Below are 18,444 nucleotides of genomic sequence, written 5' to 3' on the forward strand. Positions count from 1 at the left end.
TGGATTCTGATGTCTGAAAACAGAGTTTATTACCAAAAATCAGACACGAAATCAGACATTATACCAGGAAAACAGTTTTTAACTGGGTTGTTGTTTTTTGTAACTCAATAAAAAATGGCCACTTACCGATTATGGTAAGTGGCCATTTAGTGGAGGCGGCGGGAATTGAACCCGCGTCCTGTGAACCCTCAGCTAAAGCCTCTACGTGCATATTTTATCGTTTGAGTCTCGTTTCTTCGGGCACGACAAACAGAGCCTTTCGGAAACCAGTCCACCACGGATCTCATATCAGACGGAGTGGTCATTGATCTGATACCAGCCTAATTTTGTGACTAGCCTTCGGACTCCTCAGGCGGGGATTCCTAAGCCAGGGATGCTTTTATTAAGCAGCCATTGAAAATTGCTTGTTTGCAATTAGATTGTGATCAGCTTTTAACGTGGCCAACTGATCAACCACGGCACGCCACCTTAACATACGGTGAACCAGTCAAATCCGATCGCCCCCCGTGTCTTAGTAGTACATCTATCATACGCAAAATGGTCACAAAAAGATCAACTCTATTTGAGAAATCTCTCTGTTCCGGTCTTATTATTATCAGCAGGTCGGCTGGAGTCAATTTACTTTGTTTCCAGAAATTCCTGATAGATAACAATTTAGCACCGAAATCCCCCTTTTGATCCGGTTCTGTGTCGTGTGTTCTTAAATCCACTAGAAATGGTATTTTCTGTCAATATTTGAACCACGGCAGCGAATCAACTTCGACTCACTTGAATTTGGATTGATTCTTCTCAGGGGCCAGCTATGGGTGATTTTGACATCATTGGATTTACTGCGATTATTTGTCTATTCGGGCTGCCTTTTGTGTGTGGGGTGACTGCTATTATCTCACGCGCCTGGGTGAAAATTGCCTGTCATCAAAAAGAGATCGATTTGAAACACCATCTGCTGGCTTCCGGTATGTCTGCTGCGGAAATTGAGCAGGTACTGAATGCAGGGAAGGGGGCGGAAAGAGTATCTTCTTCCGACTCTTGGCCTGAACAGTAATAATATTGCATTTTCAGTGTCTGTTTTCTCCTTTCAGTAAGGTTCTGTTTCAAATCGGTCTACAGAATTGTCTGTGTTTGGTCTAAAATAGGTCCGTTCTCTGCCGGCTACCCATAACGGAACTCGGTGGTTATTTTCTATTGATTTGTCTCAGAACGGGAATTTCATACGCAATGACATATCAACATCGTCTGGCGTCAGATCGACGTCTTCTGATTCTGGTTTGTGTGTTTTCTTTCAGTCTATTTCTACTGGCTGGTCAAAGCCGGGCGGAGAACAAACCGAGCGGCCTTGTGTTTGTAGACATTCCGGAGCAGGGGCAGGTTCAGTATGAAACCATCAAAGGGGAAGAGAATGTTCCCGTACGGTTTCATTTGGAGCCGCATACGTTTCCGTTCAGCTGCCAGTTTAAACGGATGAGTGGTCCGGTTCGCGTGTATGATGTTACGTTTCCCTCACCTGTCAAAACCGAAGTGGCAGAGAATAATACGGTACACGGGCATTATTATCAGCCAGAAGGCCCCGGGCCTTTTCCCGCGTGTGTCTGCCTGCATATTCTGGGGGGCGGTTTTGAGCTTTCAGAGATGTCGGCGAATTCACTGGCGCGTCAGGGGGTTGCGGCACTTACCATCAAGATGCCTTACTATGCCCAGAGACGGGGCGTAGGTGAGCAGAGCCGACGTCGGATGATTTCTTTTGTACCCGAACATACTGCAGAAGGGATGACTCAAGCCACGCTGGATGTGCGAAGGGCGGCCGCCTGGCTGGCTAGTCGGGAAGAAGTGGATACGGATCGGATGGGAGTGACCGGGATCAGTCTCGGGGGAATCATGTCTGCGTTGTCTTCCGCAGCCGAGCCCCGGTTCAAGAAGGTGGCGATCTACCTGGGCGGGGGCAATCTAGCTCTAGGAATCTGGGAAAATCCTCATCCGCATGCCAAGCTGTTTCGCAAGCATTGGCTGGAGAATGGGGAAACTTACGAGTCGTTTCTGAAGATCATGAAACCCGTTGATCCCCACACATATGGGCATTTACTGCAGAACCGTGATGTGTTGATGGTGGTTGCGAAGCACGATGAAATTCTGCCCCCCAAAAGTTCGCTCGCGTTGTGGGAGTCGATCGGTAAGAAGCCGGAGCTAGTCTGGCTGGATTCGGGGCATATCACAGCGGCCATGTACATTTTTGGCGAAACGCGGCGACTGACGACATTCTTCTCTGATTGGAAAACAAAGTAATCGTCTGACCGGGATTTAATTTCGGAGTACTTTTCGCAGCATATGAAAGGCGATGCACAGCAAACCCAGATTGCCGGCCCAGAGTGACCAGCTCGGTTCAATTTTCCCCAGCTTCGATAAATTGATCGTCAACAGGACGATGGGGTAATAGAACAGCAGGATCGGGACGAAGACCAGGAAAAAGCTGGTGAGGAATTGCCGGCGTGCCTGGGCGATGGAGAAGGGGCAGCCGACGAGGACAAAGAAGAAGCAGCTACAGCTTAAAGCGAAGCGGCTGGAGAGTGCTGTTTTGAGTTTGTTTTTCCGTTTTTCCTCAACATGATTCTGAGGCAGGTCGGTGTTGATTTCGGGAGATTGAAATCGTTCGAAATCTCCGAGGGCTAGTAGCATGGCGACTTCGATATCGCGTTGAAATTCGAATTCTCCCTGTTTTTCCTGCAGGTCTCCCAGTTCTGATTTGATGGACCGCACACTCATGTGTCTGGGTTTGGCCATTGCGGTTTGACTGGGTAGAGGAAATGGGAACACATCTTTCTCGACGTAAAATCGTGGTTTACCGGGAAAGTCGATGTGCCCTTTGGTGATATGCAGAATGACCTGCTGATTGGTCAGATCAAATTCCAGTGTTGCTTCTTCCGCTTGCAGATGGACGGGATTCTTGCCTGGGGGAGAATACCGAAATGTAGGGACGAGCAATGTTTTGTCTCGGACTCCCATCACGGTGATGGAGATACCACTGTTGGGGTCATGGATCTGGTTCTGGGAACGCAGTTTTTCCAGGAAGATCGTTTCGAGTTCGCAGGCAATGGTTTTTTCAATATTTTTTTCTGCCCAGGGAATGACCTGATCGCTGAGCAGTAGCGAACCTAGACTGAGAAAGCCTCCCAGAATAAAGGAAGGCCAGAGGAGTGAGAGCACATTGATGCCGGCTGCTTTGGCAGCGGTGATTTCCTGATCGCCGGCAATGCGGCCATAAACGACGCAAACAGTTAGGAGTAATGTTGCGGGAATGGTAAACGGCAACATGCTGGGAACGATGAACGGCAGAATTTTCAAGACCAGAAGTGCGCCCAGCCCCTGATTGGAAGCTTGCTGGAATGCGCCCACAAACACCAATAAAACGGTGAGAACTGTGATCATTAAGGTGAAAACGCGCAGCAATTCAAAAAGAATGTAGCGCTGAAGCAATCGCATGACAGGTGGTATTAATCTTGAAGTAAAGTGAAATGGGTGTGGATTTTAGGACAGGCAGTGGTTTGTACGATTTGACCGAGGTTGTATACGGGAAAAAGTGGATAAGAGTCAATATCAGACTCGAACGGATGTGCTTTTATGTATATGTGTTTGTTCCGGGTTAATAATTCAGTATCGGGCTGATTTAGGAGTTAAAGGGGATAATCATCGTTTGTCTGGTAACTTTGGTATCGGCAGATCAGGCATAATCCGAATATTCATTTCTTTGCAGGGAATTACATCCAGTGAAAATTGGATATTTTCGGTTTTTTTCAACAGGGGAAATAGTTCAACCTATTAATTGAAGAGGTCGTTACTCACCAGAATGAGCAGTTGTGTACTGAAAAATGTCTGAGTGAGCATGAACAATGTGGGAAATAGGCTGCAAAAGTATTCCCGGAAATATAACGAGATGGAATCTGGAACATGGTAAACGCCTTAGAAAACGCACCGATTCGATCATCTTTTTGTGATGACGAAGACTTTCTTGAGTTGATTGAGATGTTCGTTGATGGAATTGAAGAGAAAAAAATGATTCTTCGCGAGGCATCTGCTGATCAGGTAGAAGAACTGAAAGTCTTAGCTCATCAGATGAAGGGCGCCAGTGCGGGCTACGGATTTGAAGAACTTTCCCAACTGGCAGCTGATCTGGAAACAGCGTGCAAAGCGGAAGATCGAGCTGAAATTGAACGCGAGAAAGAAATTGTTCTCAATCATATGAATCGGATCGTACTTTAATCGATTGAATAGCTTTCATTTTCCATCGAAAACACAGATTTCACGCCAAATCTAGCTAATTTTCAAGCCGGTTCACCAGTTTCGAGAGCGCTACTATTCTTGTAATGAGCACGATGGCAGTTTGCCGTCCCGGTTGCCCCATTCCCTGCCGATCAAATAAAATCGATGTTTTTCGATGGCTGATGAATGCGGGTTGCACTTCTGCGATCTCTTCGCAAATCGAGTTCCATTCTGCCTTCAAATTGGCTGGAAGCGAAGAGGGCGTCTGGTCCGTTAACTCCAGGATTTTTTCAGAGAGATCCAGCAGCAGGTGTCTGGCGTCGTAATTTGCTTCCTGGAATTGTCTGACGAGATTAGTCAGGGCTTGCTGGAATTCTTCGGTTGTCATCTTCGGTCGTCTTTTGTGAATCGAATTCTGAGATCAGGTTCTATTTGTGCTTTATGTACGCTTTACGCTTTCAACAGCCTTAGATCAGGGCATTACTGGTTGATTTTTCAGGGTTCTTATTGACCTGAGCCGACAAATATTAGTAAATATGAGCTACAGATGTAGCATTTTGTCATTCTCTTTGAGCCAACAGTCTGAATTCATTTGATCAGTCTGGGGGATATTCTCATCTTGAATCGACGTCAATCATAACAAAAGTTGATTTCACGGGGAGTCTTTCATGTCCAGGTTGAGCCAGGTTTTCGTCGGTTTGCTTCTGATTTCTGTGGGCTATCTATTGGGGGCGTCAGAGACGTTTCAGACTCCAACATTACAGGCTCAGCAAAATAGCGGAACCCCTACTGAGGAGACCGAGGATAAGATCCGGCGCGGTGTGAAACAACTGGTTGAGGCGCAGTCTGCTTTGGAGCAGGAAAATTTCATGCGTACGGCGACCAAAGGTTTGAATGCATTTGCTGTCTCCTGTGGCGGAGTGAATGCGATGGATGATCTGGAAGCTGGAAATGGCGTGGATCCGGAAACCTTTGCCGGTTTGTATGCTGGTCTCGCGAAACCAGATGTGGCCGCTCAACTGGGGCGCGACGATCAGGGAAGAATTACCTACAAGAACAAGATCGTGCGAATGTATCCCGTTTCCCGTTTGAAGAAACTGTTTGCCACTCGTTTGAAATATACGGGTGAAAGTCAGGATGACTCCAGCAGTTTTTAATTCGTGTTAAATGAGTCAATTCTTCGTTGGTTTTGAAGTTTCTGCTAGCCGCTGTGCTGGTTGAGCGTCAAGCTTGAAATCGGTCTGTGCAGCCATTCGCTTTGATGTTTCTGTCTGGGCGATGGCCTTGAATGTCAGGCTGTCTGCGGTCTTCTGTTTCCGAAGTATCGTCCGGGGTATCCGGATCAGAAAATCAGTCACGCGGTTTTCGCCTTCCTGGTATGTGCCATCGGTTACTACTTCTAAGCTTGTTGCCTGTGATATCAACAATGAGTTCAGGCTGGAAGTTTGAAACAGGCGTGGCTGTCTGGCTGCGCGAGAGAGATAGGTGCCACTCAATTCCAGGCTGATGGTCTCTACCGTGGAGTCTGCTGGATGTTTGCAACTGAGGCGAATGTTCAGAAATTTCGCCAAGGTCGTGTCAGTTGCACTTGGGATGTTCTGTGTGGCTGTCAGTGACAGTCTGTTGCTGCTATGCGGGATTTTGAGCAGAGTCAACTGCATCTTCGGGGAGCCGTTCACATTGATCGTGACGTTTCCGTTTTGGGAATTGTTTGATTTGAGGTGTAGAAATCCCGAGGCCGTCGATGCGATGTTCAAGGAAGCCCGCGGTTCCTTGAACAGATCCCAGCTATGGAATGCGGGCCCCGCGAGGATGAATTTACCACAATGCCATGGGGGCTGATCACTGCCGGATTCTGGCTGAGTTTCTGGCTGAGTGTCTGGCTGAGTGTCTGGATCTAGCGTTTTTCTGGTAAGAGCTTGATGCGCCAGATTGAGCGACCACAGGCGAAACAGTTCCGGAAAGGGACGTGCTGTGAGTTGCTCCATTTTTGGGGTGCCCGTTAATGGATGATGCGTGAAGCGATGTGGGAAACGCTGCGTCGATTCAATTTGCGTGCACCAGTCCAGAAACAGATTGACGGCGCCGCGGCAGCCATGATTCCGCCAGAGTTGGGCGCGGTAGTAATCGGGGACCACCAGCGGGTAGGCTTCGGGTTTGCGATAAAACTCACTGATGCGATAATCACGGTTGGTATAACCGGGTTCCATAATGTGCGCGATGCCTTCGTTCAACCAGTCTTCTTCATCCATTAAGGAAGTCGCAGGGGAGTTGGATTGATCAGCGCGTAGGCTGGAGACTGCGGCGTGGGTCACTTCATGACTGAGGAGATCAAGTAGTTCCTGCCCTGGTTTGAGTGCTGAATTGAGATACAACATATCACAATGGTTGCTGAACGGTTCGGAAACTGTTTCCCGAAAGTCACTGGGACGCACAAAACCGTTGATGGAGGTTTTACCGCCTTGTAATCGACTTAGCCAAGGCGAAAGTAAAATGGTAAATCGTCCGTCCTGATCGATGTCTCGAATCGGGCCACATTCTCTGGTGATTTTATCCAGCACCTGCTGTTCCAGGGTTTCAATAATCCCATTGAGGAGGCCCGGTGCCAGTTCGCTTATTTTCTGTTGTTCATCCAGATAAATGGCAACGCGGGGACTATCTTGAACTAATCGTCCTGTGATTCGGGTGTATTGATTTCGGTCGGAGAGATTCCCATCGGTTACGAATAAGTAAAAGGAACGTTCGCTGGTCACTGATTTTTGTTGTGTTGTCGGCTGTGATGTTGTCGGTCGTGACGAGGAGAGGTCTGGTTGTGATAGAGCAGGCCTATGGCCGACATGCGAGGTTTGTGAGAGGGGCGTCGTATTTTGAAAGTAACAGCCTGTGGGATGTCGCTCCACGGAATCGAATTCAGCCACGAGGTGGACCGTTTGCGTGCGATGGGGCGCTTGTTCCAGGTTGTTGATGATTAACAGATATTCGTCGCCTTCTGTCAATGCAAGTGGGAAACGTTGATTGTTACCGGTGGGAATGATGCAGACAGGTTGATTCCAGTCGATGGGCAGTGTCTCTGCCATTACTGGTTTGCGGGCGATGATCCTACTTGGTGAGGTGGGGCTTCCTTTGGAAGGGGCGGTGCGTACGTTCTGAATTCCCAGCGCGATGAGTAGCGCTGCGATCGGGAGGAAGATCAATGTCAATATTTTGAAGTATCGTCGAGATAACATGCGCAGCAACAAATCGAAGAAGTGAGATCGAACTAAGGGTCTGCAGGATCTATCCGTGTGTACCGGGATCCCGTCAACAACAGGCAGTGATGATTGGGAAACAGCGGCGAGTCTCTGTCAAAGATCGTCAAATCGGTGGGAGGTTAATGAGTAGAATCGGTATAAAGCCTCTAAGTTATGATCCCACGTATAGATGAAATGGTCTGGGTTTAATGGACAATTGGATACAGTATGTCCGTTTTAATACAAAGAGTTTCTGAAATCGTCGATTTCGCTAAGTGGATGTTGATCCTCAATTTCCCCATAATCGGACTATAAATTACGCGGATCCTCCAGTCCGTGCCGCCAAGCCCTTTTCAAGTCGCACCAAATTTGGAGAATTCAGAGAAAATCGGGGGAATTTCCTTCAATGGTGTCCGAGACTGAATATACAATGCACAATTGAGGAGAATGCGCAATTTGGCAATCGCCCATCTTGGTTTGAGTTAGAGCATTCTTGCCTAAAGTTACTCGGGAGAGAGAAATCATGTCAGTATCCAGATTTGGAATATCAATGTTTGTTTGGGCCGCATCTGCCATTTTGTGGTGTGCTCCGGAAAGCTTCGCTGAGAGTCAAGTTCCAGAAATATCAAACATTGGCCAGATCCTCAGTTACCAGAACAGTCAAGGCGAGCATTATTATGCTCTGCAATTCAAAGCGGATCGGTTGCCCGCTGCGACTCATTCAGGAAAGCAAATCGCTGTCCTGTTTGATACGTCAGCGAGTCAGGTTGGCGAGCACCGGACTCAGGCTTTGGACGTTCTGAAGTCTTTGCTGAGTGAACTCCCGAATGATGCTACGGTTGCCCTTTATGCTGTCGATGTGCAATGCACGCCGTTCGTCACTGAGTTTGTGACACCTCAAAGTCGACAGGCGAAACTCGCTGTTGAATCATTAACATCTCGTGCTCCTCTGGGGGCGACTGATTTTGCTCAGGCATTGAAAACTGTAATGCAGGGCCTTCAGAAAGAACAACCACGTTCGATTGTTTATATTGGCGATGGAATGAGTTCTGCCAAGTTAATTTCTCTCCCGGAAATGGCAGCCCTGACTCGTCAACTGGCAACTCAACAGATTCCCGTTCACAGCTACGCTGTAGGTCCTAAGAAAGATTTACAACTGCTGGGTACATTAGGCGTCTACACAGGGGGCGTAGTTCTGATTGACCGAGCAGAGGGAAAACAGGATCGACCTGCCATCGTGGGGAAGGAACTGGCCAAAGCAGTTCAAGCTCCTGTTTTCTTTCCAAAGTCGATTCAGGTCTCAGATAAAAAATTAGAATTAGATACATCACGTGCTCTGCCAGTTCGGACAGACCGTGAAACCGTTTATCTTGCCAGAGGCGATCTCAGTGGCAGACTCAGTGTTGAATTGAGCAGCCGGAACTTGAATGCTGTCTGGAAATTTAATGTCCCTGTAGCACAGGCTGTCAACAGCTTCCTGGCTGTTCCCTGGGCGAATTACGAGCAGGGACAGGAACTGGGAGTCGCTTTTGCCGGACAACGAATGATGAATCTGGCTCGTACCGCCCATGAAGAGCAGATGGCTCAATTGGAATTTGCTGGTACGCGTGCGATTCGTAGTGGTAAATTTGAGCAGGCTGCCAAGTTTGGAAATTTGCTACAGCAGCTTGATCCCGGAAATTCCCGCGGTGACTCGTTACTAAAATTATCAAACAAGTTTCAACAGGATCAACTGGCACAAGCAGATACCAAGCAGCCAACTGCTGATGCAAAAGCGCAGCCGGAAGCGAAGAGTGATCTTCAGCCTCCGATTAGTGATTCAATCAGTAAAGTCGAGCAGTTACGGCAGATCAAGGGAGCCCAGATGAAGATCGAGGTTTCCAATGCGATTGAAGAGGCACGTCAGACTTCTGCCGAAAATCCCAACGGGGCACTTGGTTTATTAAAGCGAACTCTGAACTTTGTTAAATCCACTTCAGACATTGATGTCGATCTGCGTCAGCAACTGGAACGTCGCCTGAATAATATGATGGTAGATGTCCGTAGTCAGATGGAAGTTGCTGAAACACGTCGAATTCGCCAGCAGCAACAGTTGGCACAGGTGGAGCAGCAAAAGCGTCTGGTTGATCAGGTGCTTTTGGAGGACGAAAAACTGGAACAGTTGATCGACCGCGTTCGTTCTCTGATCCAGGATGGTAGGCACGGCAACAGTGATGCTTATGAAGAAGCGGAAGCCGTTTCTCGTGTAGCCGTGGATATGGAACCTGGTAACGGACCCGCGACTGCGGCCCTGTTTACCTCAGAAGCAGCCGGACAGCTGGATAAAGTATTCCGGATGCGTTCTTTACGGGCTGACCGCTTCCTGGAAACACTCTATCAGGTTGAATTATCACACGTCCCATTTCCTGATGAACCCCCAATTCGTTGGCCAGCCGCACCCGTCTGGACTGCTTTGACGGAACGCCGCAAGCAATGGGCCGCTGTGGACCTGCATCAAAATAGTCCTGCTGAACAGCGTATTTTTGAAGAGCTACAGCAAGAAACAGAAGCGAACTTCCCGGATATTCCACTTTCAGAAGTAATGACTTACTTTGCAGAGTTGCACAATATTACCATTCTGATCAATTCGAATGACCTTGGAGAAGAAGGTTTGACTGTTGATGAACCAGTCAACGTTTCTTTGAGTGGTATCAAATTGAAGAGTGCGATGAATATTATCTTGAAGCCGATTGGTTTGACCTATGTCATCGAAGATGAAGTGATGAAAATCACTACCATTCTTAAGGCTGATGAGATTTACGCCACTCGTGTTTACCCCGTTGCTGACCTTGTGATTTCAGTGTCTGCTCAGCAGTCATCAGTGGGATCGAGCCAGGGTGGCTTTGGTGGTCAGCAAGGTGGTCAAGGTGGCCAGCAGGGTGGCGGCGGTCAAGGTGGCTTCGGCGGCGGTGGCGGTCAAGGTGGTGGTCAAGGTGGCGGTCAGGGATTCTTTAATATCGCACCGGAATTTTTGATGATGAACGGAGCCAATGCACTACAGGGGCAGAAACAACCTGCTGTTAAAAAAGTGCAAGTAAAAGCTGATAAAAAAGTCATCAAGCCGATCAACGATCCGGAAATGAAATCCATCCTGGATGACATTCTGGGAGAGGCTGATTCAAAGCAGTCGAAAGCACAATTTCAAGTTGAAGACAATCCGTTTCGATTTGATAATCGCACGATTGAACAACTCAAAAAAAAACCGGAAAGCGTAAAGTAGGCGAGAAATCGGCACTACCTGATGTACCCGGACAATCTAAATTAACAGTACGGAGCCGTTCCCAAGGGAAAGGCTCCGTTTCTGTTAAAGGGAAGCCAGAAAAAAAGAACGAATTCAAGGCCCCTCTCACCAATGATATCAAAGATCCGGCAGCGTTCTGGAATGATTACTTTTCCAAGCGGAAACCTGCTCCTACTTTGGTGAATGATCTGATTTTCAATTTGCATCAAGCGGGGAAACACGAGCATGTGATTGCCGCCATCAATGCGGCTTTGATTCACAATCAATCGCAACCCTGGATGTATGATGTGCTGGCCTTGTCGATGGAAATCGTCGGACGCCCCAAGCAGGAAATTCAGCGAGTTTTACTTTCACGCATCGACTTTTCTGCCACGGATGTTCCAAGTATGGTTTATTCGGCCGCTTATCTCTCCCGGTTCGCTGCGGATGAACAGGCGCTGAAATTGTACCAGCAGGCTTCAAAGCTGCAGCCGACCCGTCCGGAGACTTATATTATGGGGCTACGGCTGGCAGAGAAACTGCAGGATGCGGAAGCGATCCAGTGGGCGGCGACCGGAATTTTGACTCATGTGTGGGTGAAAGATCATCAGACGTTACACAAAAAAGCGTTGAATGCGCTGGCCGATTTAGAGCAGTCGTTCAATAAAGCAGGACGAAAAGCAGAAGCCGCACGAGTGCAGGCAGCCCGGAAACAGGCTTTAGAACGCGATCTGAAGCTGGAACTGACCTGGAACGGGGACGGTGATCTGGATCTGATTGTGGAGGAACCCCAGGGGACTGTCTGTTCTTTTGAGGCACCTTTGACTGCTGGAGGCGGCGTACTGCTCAATGACGGGTATGGTCCCAAACAGGAAAATTGCCGTGAAGAATACGTGTGTGCAAATGCTTTTCCCGGTACTTATGTGGTTCGCGTGCGGTATGTCTCTGGAAATATTGTCGGCCAGCGTGCCCGATTAAAAGTAACGCGTTATCGGGGTTCAAAACATCCAATGATTCAATCCATGATCGTCCCACTGGCAAAAGAGGATCAGTTGATCCGCATCGATCTTTCAAAAGGGCGGCGTAGTACTAAGTCAGAGGCTGTGCGGCCTGCACCAAACTCTCAGAAAACAAGTCAATTTCAAAATCGCTCGCATCATCATCAGCGGCTTTCAAAGGGATCGCGGGTTGCACTTCAAGATTTTCGTGTATCACGACAGTCTGGAATTTCAACCGGACGACAGACGCCGTTTGTGACCGGGACACAGAACGTGGGGGGCGTTGCCAATCAACCTGTGATTACCGTCATTCCAGAGGGGATCAGTCTCTCGGGGGCGGCAGTCGTCTCGCCTGACCGCAGATATGTGCGGTTATCTTTGTCACCGCAGTTTACGAATGTGACAGAAATCTTCACATTCAGTTTTCTGCAGCCATAATGGTTTCGGGCGTTACGTCAGCGAACCAGGCCCGGTGTCACATCCAAATCGAGCGAGGCAATCCGCCCTTGATCCAGATGGTGCCAGGCGATTGCGGCCATCGCAGCGTTATCAGTGCATAAGTCGGGAGGGGCGATGCTGAAATAAACGCCGGCTTTCTCTGTCATTTCAGCTAACCGTTCCCGTAGCAGAGCATTCGCGGCGACGCCTCCGCCGACACAGAGTGTCGAATAGTTATGCTGCTCAAGTGCCTGCTTGCATTTACCAACAAGAACATCGACGACGGCTTCCTGGAAGCTGGCAGCGAGGTCCGCAATGCGTTCTTCGGTGAGTGGCGGTGGTTGTTTTTTTGCGCCCGGATTACCAAGGGCGGCATACAGAACCGCTGTTTTCAAGCCGCTAAAGCTGAAACGAAGTTCCGGATCTTTCAGAAACGAACGTGGAAAGGGAAAGGCTTTCGGATTTCCCCGGGCGGCTGTTGTCTGGATGGCAGGGCCTCCGGGATAGGAGAGACCTAATATTTTGGCGACTTTGTCGAAGGCTTCGCCGGCAGCGTCATCAATGGTGGCGCCGAGTAGTTTAAATTCAAATGATTCAGAACAATGATACAAATTCGTATGGCCGCCACTCACGACGAGTCCGATTGCCGGGAACAAGGGGCGTGTTTCCTGCATCTGGCAGGCAAACAGATGGCCTTCAATATGATTCACAGCAATTAAGGGGAGATCGAGCGTCATGGCCAGGGTTTTGGCTGCGGTTAAGCCGATGAGCAGCGAGCCCACCAGCCCCGGTTCCGTTGCGACCGCGATAGCGGACAACTGATTTAACGTGATGCCGGCCTGTTTTAAGGCGTCATCGATTACTGGCAGAATGCGTTCCAGATGCGCGCGGGACGCGATTTCCGGAACGACGCCTCCAAACTTTTCGTGCAAGTCGATTTGTGATGAGACGATATTGGAAAGGATGCGCATATCACGTGTGATGACGGCAGCCGCCGTTTCGTCGCACGAAGATTCGATTGCCAGCAGGTATTCTTCAGGTTGGTTCATAGATGATACGTTGATAGCTAAAAATGAAAAGCGACGTCCGGATAAAAAGTTGTCCGAAAGTCGCTTTGCTGTAAGAGCGAGCTGATTTCAGTTCTGCAGGATTGATCGATCAGGTTGTTTTAATGACCAGCTTGTCTTTCGCTGGCTGGGGAAGACTTGCTGCTTTTTTGGCTGGTTTGGCCTCTTTCGCGTCCGGTTTTTTTTCCGGATTCTTAGCTTCCTCTTTGTCAGCAGGCTTCGTTTTGCCGCTTAATGAGTCTTTGATATATTTTAATGCTAGTTCCAGTTGCTTATCTTTGAACTCTTCATCCAGCTTTGCACTATGGTCCAGAATATCGCGTTTACGGCGGTAAACTCCCAGTGCTTCCAGTTCGTCATCCGTCAGGCGTAAACGATAGTTTTCATCAGGAGTAACGCCCCAGACATCGGTGTCTTTCGATCCTGGGAAACGGTGGATGTTTTTTCCACTGGGGCGATGATAACTGGCTGTTGTCAGTTTTAAGGCACTATCGCCTTCTTCCAGCTCGATCACGTTCTGGACACTACCTTTCCCCCAGGTTCGTTCGCCGACGATGATGGCTCGTTTATGGTCCTGCAGGCAGGCGGATACGATTTCACTGGCCGACGCGGAATAGCGGTTCACAATGATCGCCATGGGGAAACCGGAATAGGTGCCTTCTTTGGTGGCTTCCCATTTTCGGTTGCGACTGTTGCGACCTTTGGTACTGACGATTTTTCCCGATTCGATGAACATGTCTGAAATTTCCGTGGCTTGAGAAAGTAAGCCACCCGGATTAAATCGCAGGTCGAGCACCAGGCCTTTCATGCCTTGTTTTTTCAAATCGTCGATTGCTTCCTGCAATTCTTCGGAGCTATGTCGACTGAAGTGCGTCAGGCGAATATAGCCAATTTTATCTTTATCATTGAGCATGTAGTTCCAGGAGTCGTCGGACTTGTATGTATCTCCCAAAACGGTGGCAACGTGGATGAGTTCACGTTGGATGGTGAGTGGTTTTGCTTCTTTCGTCCCTTTGTGAATCACAGACATACTGACTTTTTCACCGGCACGACCTTTGAGAAATTTGATGGCCTGCGGAAGGGTAAATCCTTTGGTCGATTTGCCTTCAATCGCATCAATGATATCGCCGGCCCGAATTCCTGCTTTATAGGCGGGAGTCCCCGGCAGTGGCGTCATCACGGTCAATCTGTCGTTATTTTCATCAATATGAACCTGAATCCCAATTCCCCCGAATTCCTGCTCAACAACCTGGTTAAATCGGGAAAGGTCTTTGGGACTGATGTAGTTGGAGTACTGGTCTAACTCTTGTACCATGCCTCGGATGGCTGCTTCGAGTAAAATACGCCGATCAATGTCTTTGACGTAATTCCGCTCAATCTGCTCGTAGGTATCCGCGAACAGTTTCATCATCTGGTAGTAGTCATCGTCTTTTTCTTTTTCATCCGCGCAGATCGATTGAGAGAGCGGTGCGGAAATCATCAGAATGAGTATTAACAACGAACTGATCAAGCGGAATTTTTGCATGGATGATTCCTTATGAGATATACAGAACACAACTCAAACCAGCCAGAAATAAAACTTCAAATCGTTGAAATGTGTTTTGTCTGGATATTGAAACTCGGGAGAGCTTCGTTTTTCTATAGTATTAGTGTAGGCGATCCGCAAACCAGTGGCAAGATTTGCTCTGTAACCAAAATGCCTAAAACGAGTTAATCTTAGAAATACCTCTGAAATTGAATTCTGACGATCAGCTGGATACAGTTCACTCTAGATCCGTTTTTTGGACATTTTTCCTTTAATCGAGCAACAGCAAATGCAGCCTGAAGTTCAAATATTGATTGGTACAGCAGGTTCCGGGAAAACGGAACAACTGCTGGATCAGTACCGGGGTGCATTACAGTCAGGTCTGGCAAGGCATTGTCCCGGAACGACACTCTGGATTTCTCCGACAATCCGTTCTCGTCGGCAGGTGCTGGATCAGTTGCTCTGTGAGAAAATGCCGGTCTGTTTTGCACCCAATGTTTATACGTTTGAAGCGTTTGCCGAAACAATCCTCAAGTCTCTGGATGAACCAATCCAGACCTTACCCGAGATCTCCAAACGGTATCTGCTGCGGACGATTGTAGATGATTTCATCGCAGCCGGGAAGATTCAGTATTTCAGTTCCATCGCGGGCACTTCTGGTTTTCTGGATCTGGTTTCGAGTTTCATTTCCGAGTTAAAGCGGGAAGAAATCTGGCCGGAACAGTTTTCAAAGGCCTGCGGGCAGCTCAATTCGGATTCGCGGCAAAAGGACCAGGAACTGGCTCTGATCTATGACCGATATCAGGTCGCTCTGCATGAGATGCGTCGCTATGATTCGGAAGGTCGTTTCTGGTCTGCGAGAACGGCGTTGCAGGAAGGCATGTGGGGACCCTTTGGACAATTTGATCTGGTTGTGCTGGATGGATTTGCCGACTTTACACATACGCAGTACGAGATCCTGGAACTGCTGGCACGCCGGACCGAACAACTGATGATCTCGCTTCCTCTGGAAGGTGAGATACGACGGAATGATCTATTTGCCAAATCGGTCGTCGCCAAACGAATCCTGGAATCTCGATTACCGGGCACGATCAAAACGGTCTGTTGCACACCGCCTGAATCTCAAACGTCGCGGTGGCAGATCAGTCATTCCTTGTTCGGAAACCCACGAGCAATTCAGCCTCTGCCGACCGCCGATCAGATCAAAGTGCTAGCGGTGGCAGGACAGCGGAATGAAGTTGAAGTGCTGGCGTCGGAAGTGAAGCAGCTACTACTGCAGGGGATTCTGCCAGAAGAGATTACCATCGCATTCCGTTCGACCCAGGAATACGGCGATCTGATTGAAGAAACGTTGACAGCAGCCGGCATTCCTTATTTTCTCGGTCTGGAGCAGGAGTTTGCCCGGTTTCCGGTGGTACGAGCGATCTTTACATTTTTGCAGATCGAACTGGAGAACTGGTCTTTCGACAGCATGATGTCGATTCTGGATTCGAATTATTTTTCACCCGATTGGCCGGAATATCGGGACGGCACCGCCGTTCGAAGTTTGTCGCGCGTGTTACGACAACTCAAGATTGATTCCGGAAAAACAGATCTTCTGAATGCACTGGAGAAAGAAAGCCAGAAGGCACGTGAACTGTGTGCTCGCTATCCGGGGCAGCCAAAGTGGGAATCACTGAGGCGAGAGTCGCAAGCCGCGAATCAGCTTGCCAGGCGGCTTGCCGATGCGACACAGCGATTGAGGGGGAAAGAGCTGTTCGTGAACTGGATTGAAATTCTGATTTCACTGGCAAATGAATTCGGTTTGCAGAAGGCATGGGCGGGAGCCGACACGGAACAGGGCCAGCTTGATAAGCGGGATCAATTCATCTGGGAACGATTTCAGGAGCTACTGTTTCATGCGGTATCGCAGATCGAACAGATTGAAGAATTTCATCAACGGGACGCGGCACCGCTGGATTTGATCGGATTTCGAGGGTTGCTGCTGGATCTGCTCGAACAGCAAACCCTCTCCATGCAGCCGGAAGAGACGGGACGAGTCCGGGTGCTGGATGCGACACAGCTGAGGAATTTAAGTATCCCCTATCTGCTGATCGGTGGCTTAAGTGAAGCCAGTTTTCCCCGCAGTCATCGTGAAGACTGCCTCTACAGTGAAAAAGATCGCGGGGAACTGAATCAAAACGGACTCTCGCTCAAGCAGCATGCAAATCAGCAACAGGAAGAAATGTTGCTATTTTATGAAGTGATGACCCGGTTTTCGAAGCAGTTAATTCTGAGTTATCCGGCCATCAGTTCAACCGGGCAGCCTCTGTTTCCCAGCCCTTATCTGACAGCGTTGATTGAATTGTTCGAGCCAGTGGCATTATCGGTTCAACAGGTGGGCGAGTTGAATCCACTGCCACGTCAGGAGCAGACGTTATCCAATCGCGATTTACGGGTACTGGCGACGGACCAGTTAAAGCAGGGGCGAACCGGAGTGTTTCTCAGTCTGTTGAATGATCCGGTGTTGAGGGATACGGCACATAATATTCTTGCAGCATCCGAAATGGCGGTTGCGCGTTTTGAATGTGAAGGGTTCACCGCGTATGAAGGTGTTCTAGAATCACCGCAAAACAGGCAGGCCATTCGCGAGCGGTTTCCGCGGGAATACGAATTCAGTACCACGCAACTCGAACTCTATTTAGCCTGTCCTTATCAGTTTTTTACACAGAGTATTTTGGGGATTGAAGTTCCTGAACCACCGGAGCTGCGTACGAATCATCTGCAGCGCGGCATTCACGTTCACAGCATTCTGACGAAGTTATATGAACTTCTGATTGAACAGGGAGCGATGGATCGGTTTTACGCTGCTGACCAAGTGGAATTCTTGTTTCTGGATCTGCTTGATAAACGGGTTTCCGATGAGATTGCAGAGACCAAACTCCAGCAGGTGTTGCTGACGATTGAAAAACAAATTCTGGAAGACTGGGGGGGATTGTTTGCGGAACAGTCGGAGATGTATGGCAAGCTATTTGATGAACTCTGGGATGATCCACCGGCGATCGTAGGGCGAGAAGTTCCGTTTGGCAGGGTGCCGACAGAACCAGATCCAACGCAGGAACACTACCAGCATCTGACATTGGGAAGTGGGGAACGGGAAACTCGCATTCGCGGCCAGATTGACCGGATCGATGTGGGACGTATGGAAGGGAAAAAATATTTCAACATCATCGATTATAAAACCGGGCGGGCGCTGCCTTCTGCATCAGAGATTCGTGCAGGAAAAAAAATCCAGCTTGCATTATATCTGATTGCCGCCCGGCGGTTGGAAATGATCGACATCGATGCGGAGCCGTTTCATCTGGGGTACTGGAAAGTTCAGGAGACCGGATTTGTCATGCCACTCCGTTCGCGGAAAAAGCTGGTAGAACCAATTTCAGGTGAGGATCTGGAATTACTGGAAACAACCATGGAAGGGCTGGTGCCCCATTTAGCACATTTGATTCGTGGTGGAATCTTTCCGGTTCAGGTGGATGAGAAGATTGCACATCTCGATTCGGCGTTTCAATCGGTGTGCCGTTTCTCGCAGGTAGAGAGTTACCGGGACTCGCTGGGCAAGCAGATTGACTTATTGCACTATTTAGAAACAGACCAGGATCTTTCCGAAGAAGAATCACCAGAAAAGTAACTTAAATTT

Annotated in this window: 12 protein-coding genes and 1 other RNA gene; 7 read left to right on the top strand and 6 right to left on the bottom strand. The window is 48.7% G+C overall.

The window, feature by feature from the left end; genetic code table 11:
* Positions 1 to 147: 147 nt before the first annotated feature.
* Positions 148 to 505: a transfer-messenger RNA gene (ssrA, locus tag AAC022_RS14530) on the bottom strand.
* A gap of 297 nt (positions 506 to 802) precedes the next feature.
* On the opposite strand from ssrA, the gene AAC022_RS14535 reads away from it, so the two are divergent.
* A complete protein-coding gene (locus AAC022_RS14535) occupies positions 803 to 1,045 on the top strand; it encodes a hypothetical protein (RefSeq protein ID WP_339732014.1) in 243 nt (80 codons plus the stop codon).
* A 173-nt stretch (positions 1,046 to 1,218) separates the two neighbouring features.
* Positions 1,219 to 2,280, top strand: coding sequence for an alpha/beta hydrolase family protein (locus tag AAC022_RS14540; protein WP_339732015.1), 1,062 nt, complete (start codon positions 1,219 to 1,221; stop codon positions 2,278 to 2,280).
* Positions 2,281 to 2,295: 15 nt separating this feature from the next.
* On the opposite strand, the gene AAC022_RS14545 is transcribed toward AAC022_RS14540, so the two are convergent.
* Positions 2,296 to 3,474, bottom strand: a complete 1,179-nt coding sequence (locus AAC022_RS14545) for an LptF/LptG family permease (RefSeq protein ID WP_339732017.1) — start codon at positions 3,472 to 3,474, stop codon at positions 2,296 to 2,298.
* A 465-nt stretch (positions 3,475 to 3,939) separates the two neighbouring features.
* On the opposite strand from AAC022_RS14545, the gene AAC022_RS14550 reads away from it, so the two are divergent.
* The gene (locus tag AAC022_RS14550) at positions 3,940 to 4,251 is read left to right on the top strand and encodes an Hpt domain-containing protein (RefSeq protein ID WP_339732019.1); all 312 of its coding nucleotides are present in this window, start codon (positions 3,940 to 3,942) and stop codon (positions 4,249 to 4,251) included.
* Between the two features lie 55 nt (positions 4,252 to 4,306).
* Here AAC022_RS14550 and AAC022_RS14555 read toward each other — a convergent pair whose 3' ends face one another.
* On the bottom strand, positions 4,307 to 4,639 hold the full coding sequence (locus AAC022_RS14555; RefSeq protein ID WP_339732021.1) for a hypothetical protein: 333 nt from the start codon (positions 4,637 to 4,639) through the stop codon (positions 4,307 to 4,309).
* Positions 4,640 to 4,919: 280 nt separating this feature from the next.
* On the opposite strand from AAC022_RS14555, the gene AAC022_RS14560 reads away from it, so the two are divergent.
* Positions 4,920 to 5,408, top strand: a complete 489-nt coding sequence (locus tag AAC022_RS14560) for a hypothetical protein (protein ID WP_339732023.1) — start codon at positions 4,920 to 4,922, stop codon at positions 5,406 to 5,408.
* Between the two features lie 15 nt (positions 5,409 to 5,423).
* Here the strand turns inward: AAC022_RS14560 and AAC022_RS14565 are convergent, their stop codons facing one another.
* Entirely contained in the window at positions 5,424 to 7,478 is a 2,055-nt protein-coding gene (locus AAC022_RS14565) for a hypothetical protein (RefSeq protein WP_339732025.1), read from the bottom strand.
* A gap of 526 nt (positions 7,479 to 8,004) precedes the next feature.
* On the opposite strand from AAC022_RS14565, the gene AAC022_RS14570 reads away from it, so the two are divergent.
* Together AAC022_RS14570 and AAC022_RS14575 are read left to right on the top strand one after the other, a co-directional pair.
* Positions 8,005 to 10,740, top strand: coding sequence for a hypothetical protein (locus AAC022_RS14570; protein ID WP_339732027.1), 2,736 nt, complete (start codon positions 8,005 to 8,007; stop codon positions 10,738 to 10,740).
* 200 nt (positions 10,741 to 10,940) lie between these two features.
* Positions 10,941 to 12,176, top strand: a complete 1,236-nt coding sequence (locus AAC022_RS14575) for a hypothetical protein (RefSeq protein ID WP_339732028.1) — start codon at positions 10,941 to 10,943, stop codon at positions 12,174 to 12,176.
* A gap of 17 nt (positions 12,177 to 12,193) precedes the next feature.
* On the opposite strand, the gene tsaD is transcribed toward AAC022_RS14575, so the two are convergent.
* Together tsaD and AAC022_RS14585 are read right to left on the bottom strand one after the other, a co-directional pair.
* Positions 12,194 to 13,225, bottom strand: coding sequence for a tRNA (adenosine(37)-N6)-threonylcarbamoyltransferase complex transferase subunit TsaD (gene tsaD / locus AAC022_RS14580; protein WP_339732030.1), 1,032 nt, complete (start codon positions 13,223 to 13,225; stop codon positions 12,194 to 12,196).
* Between the two features lie 109 nt (positions 13,226 to 13,334).
* A complete protein-coding gene (locus AAC022_RS14585; RefSeq protein ID WP_339732032.1) occupies positions 13,335 to 14,768 on the bottom strand; it encodes a S41 family peptidase in 1,434 nt (477 codons plus the stop codon).
* Positions 14,769 to 15,057: 289 nt separating this feature from the next.
* Here AAC022_RS14585 and AAC022_RS14590 point away from each other — a divergent pair, with 289 nt between their 5' ends.
* Entirely contained in the window at positions 15,058 to 18,435 is a 3,378-nt protein-coding gene (locus AAC022_RS14590) for a PD-(D/E)XK nuclease family protein (protein ID WP_339732034.1), read from the top strand.
* Positions 18,436 to 18,444: the final 9 nt, after the last annotated feature.

Source organism: uncultured Gimesia sp., assembly GCF_963976445.1.
Taxonomy (GTDB): domain Bacteria; phylum Planctomycetota; class Planctomycetia; order Planctomycetales; family Planctomycetaceae; genus Gimesia.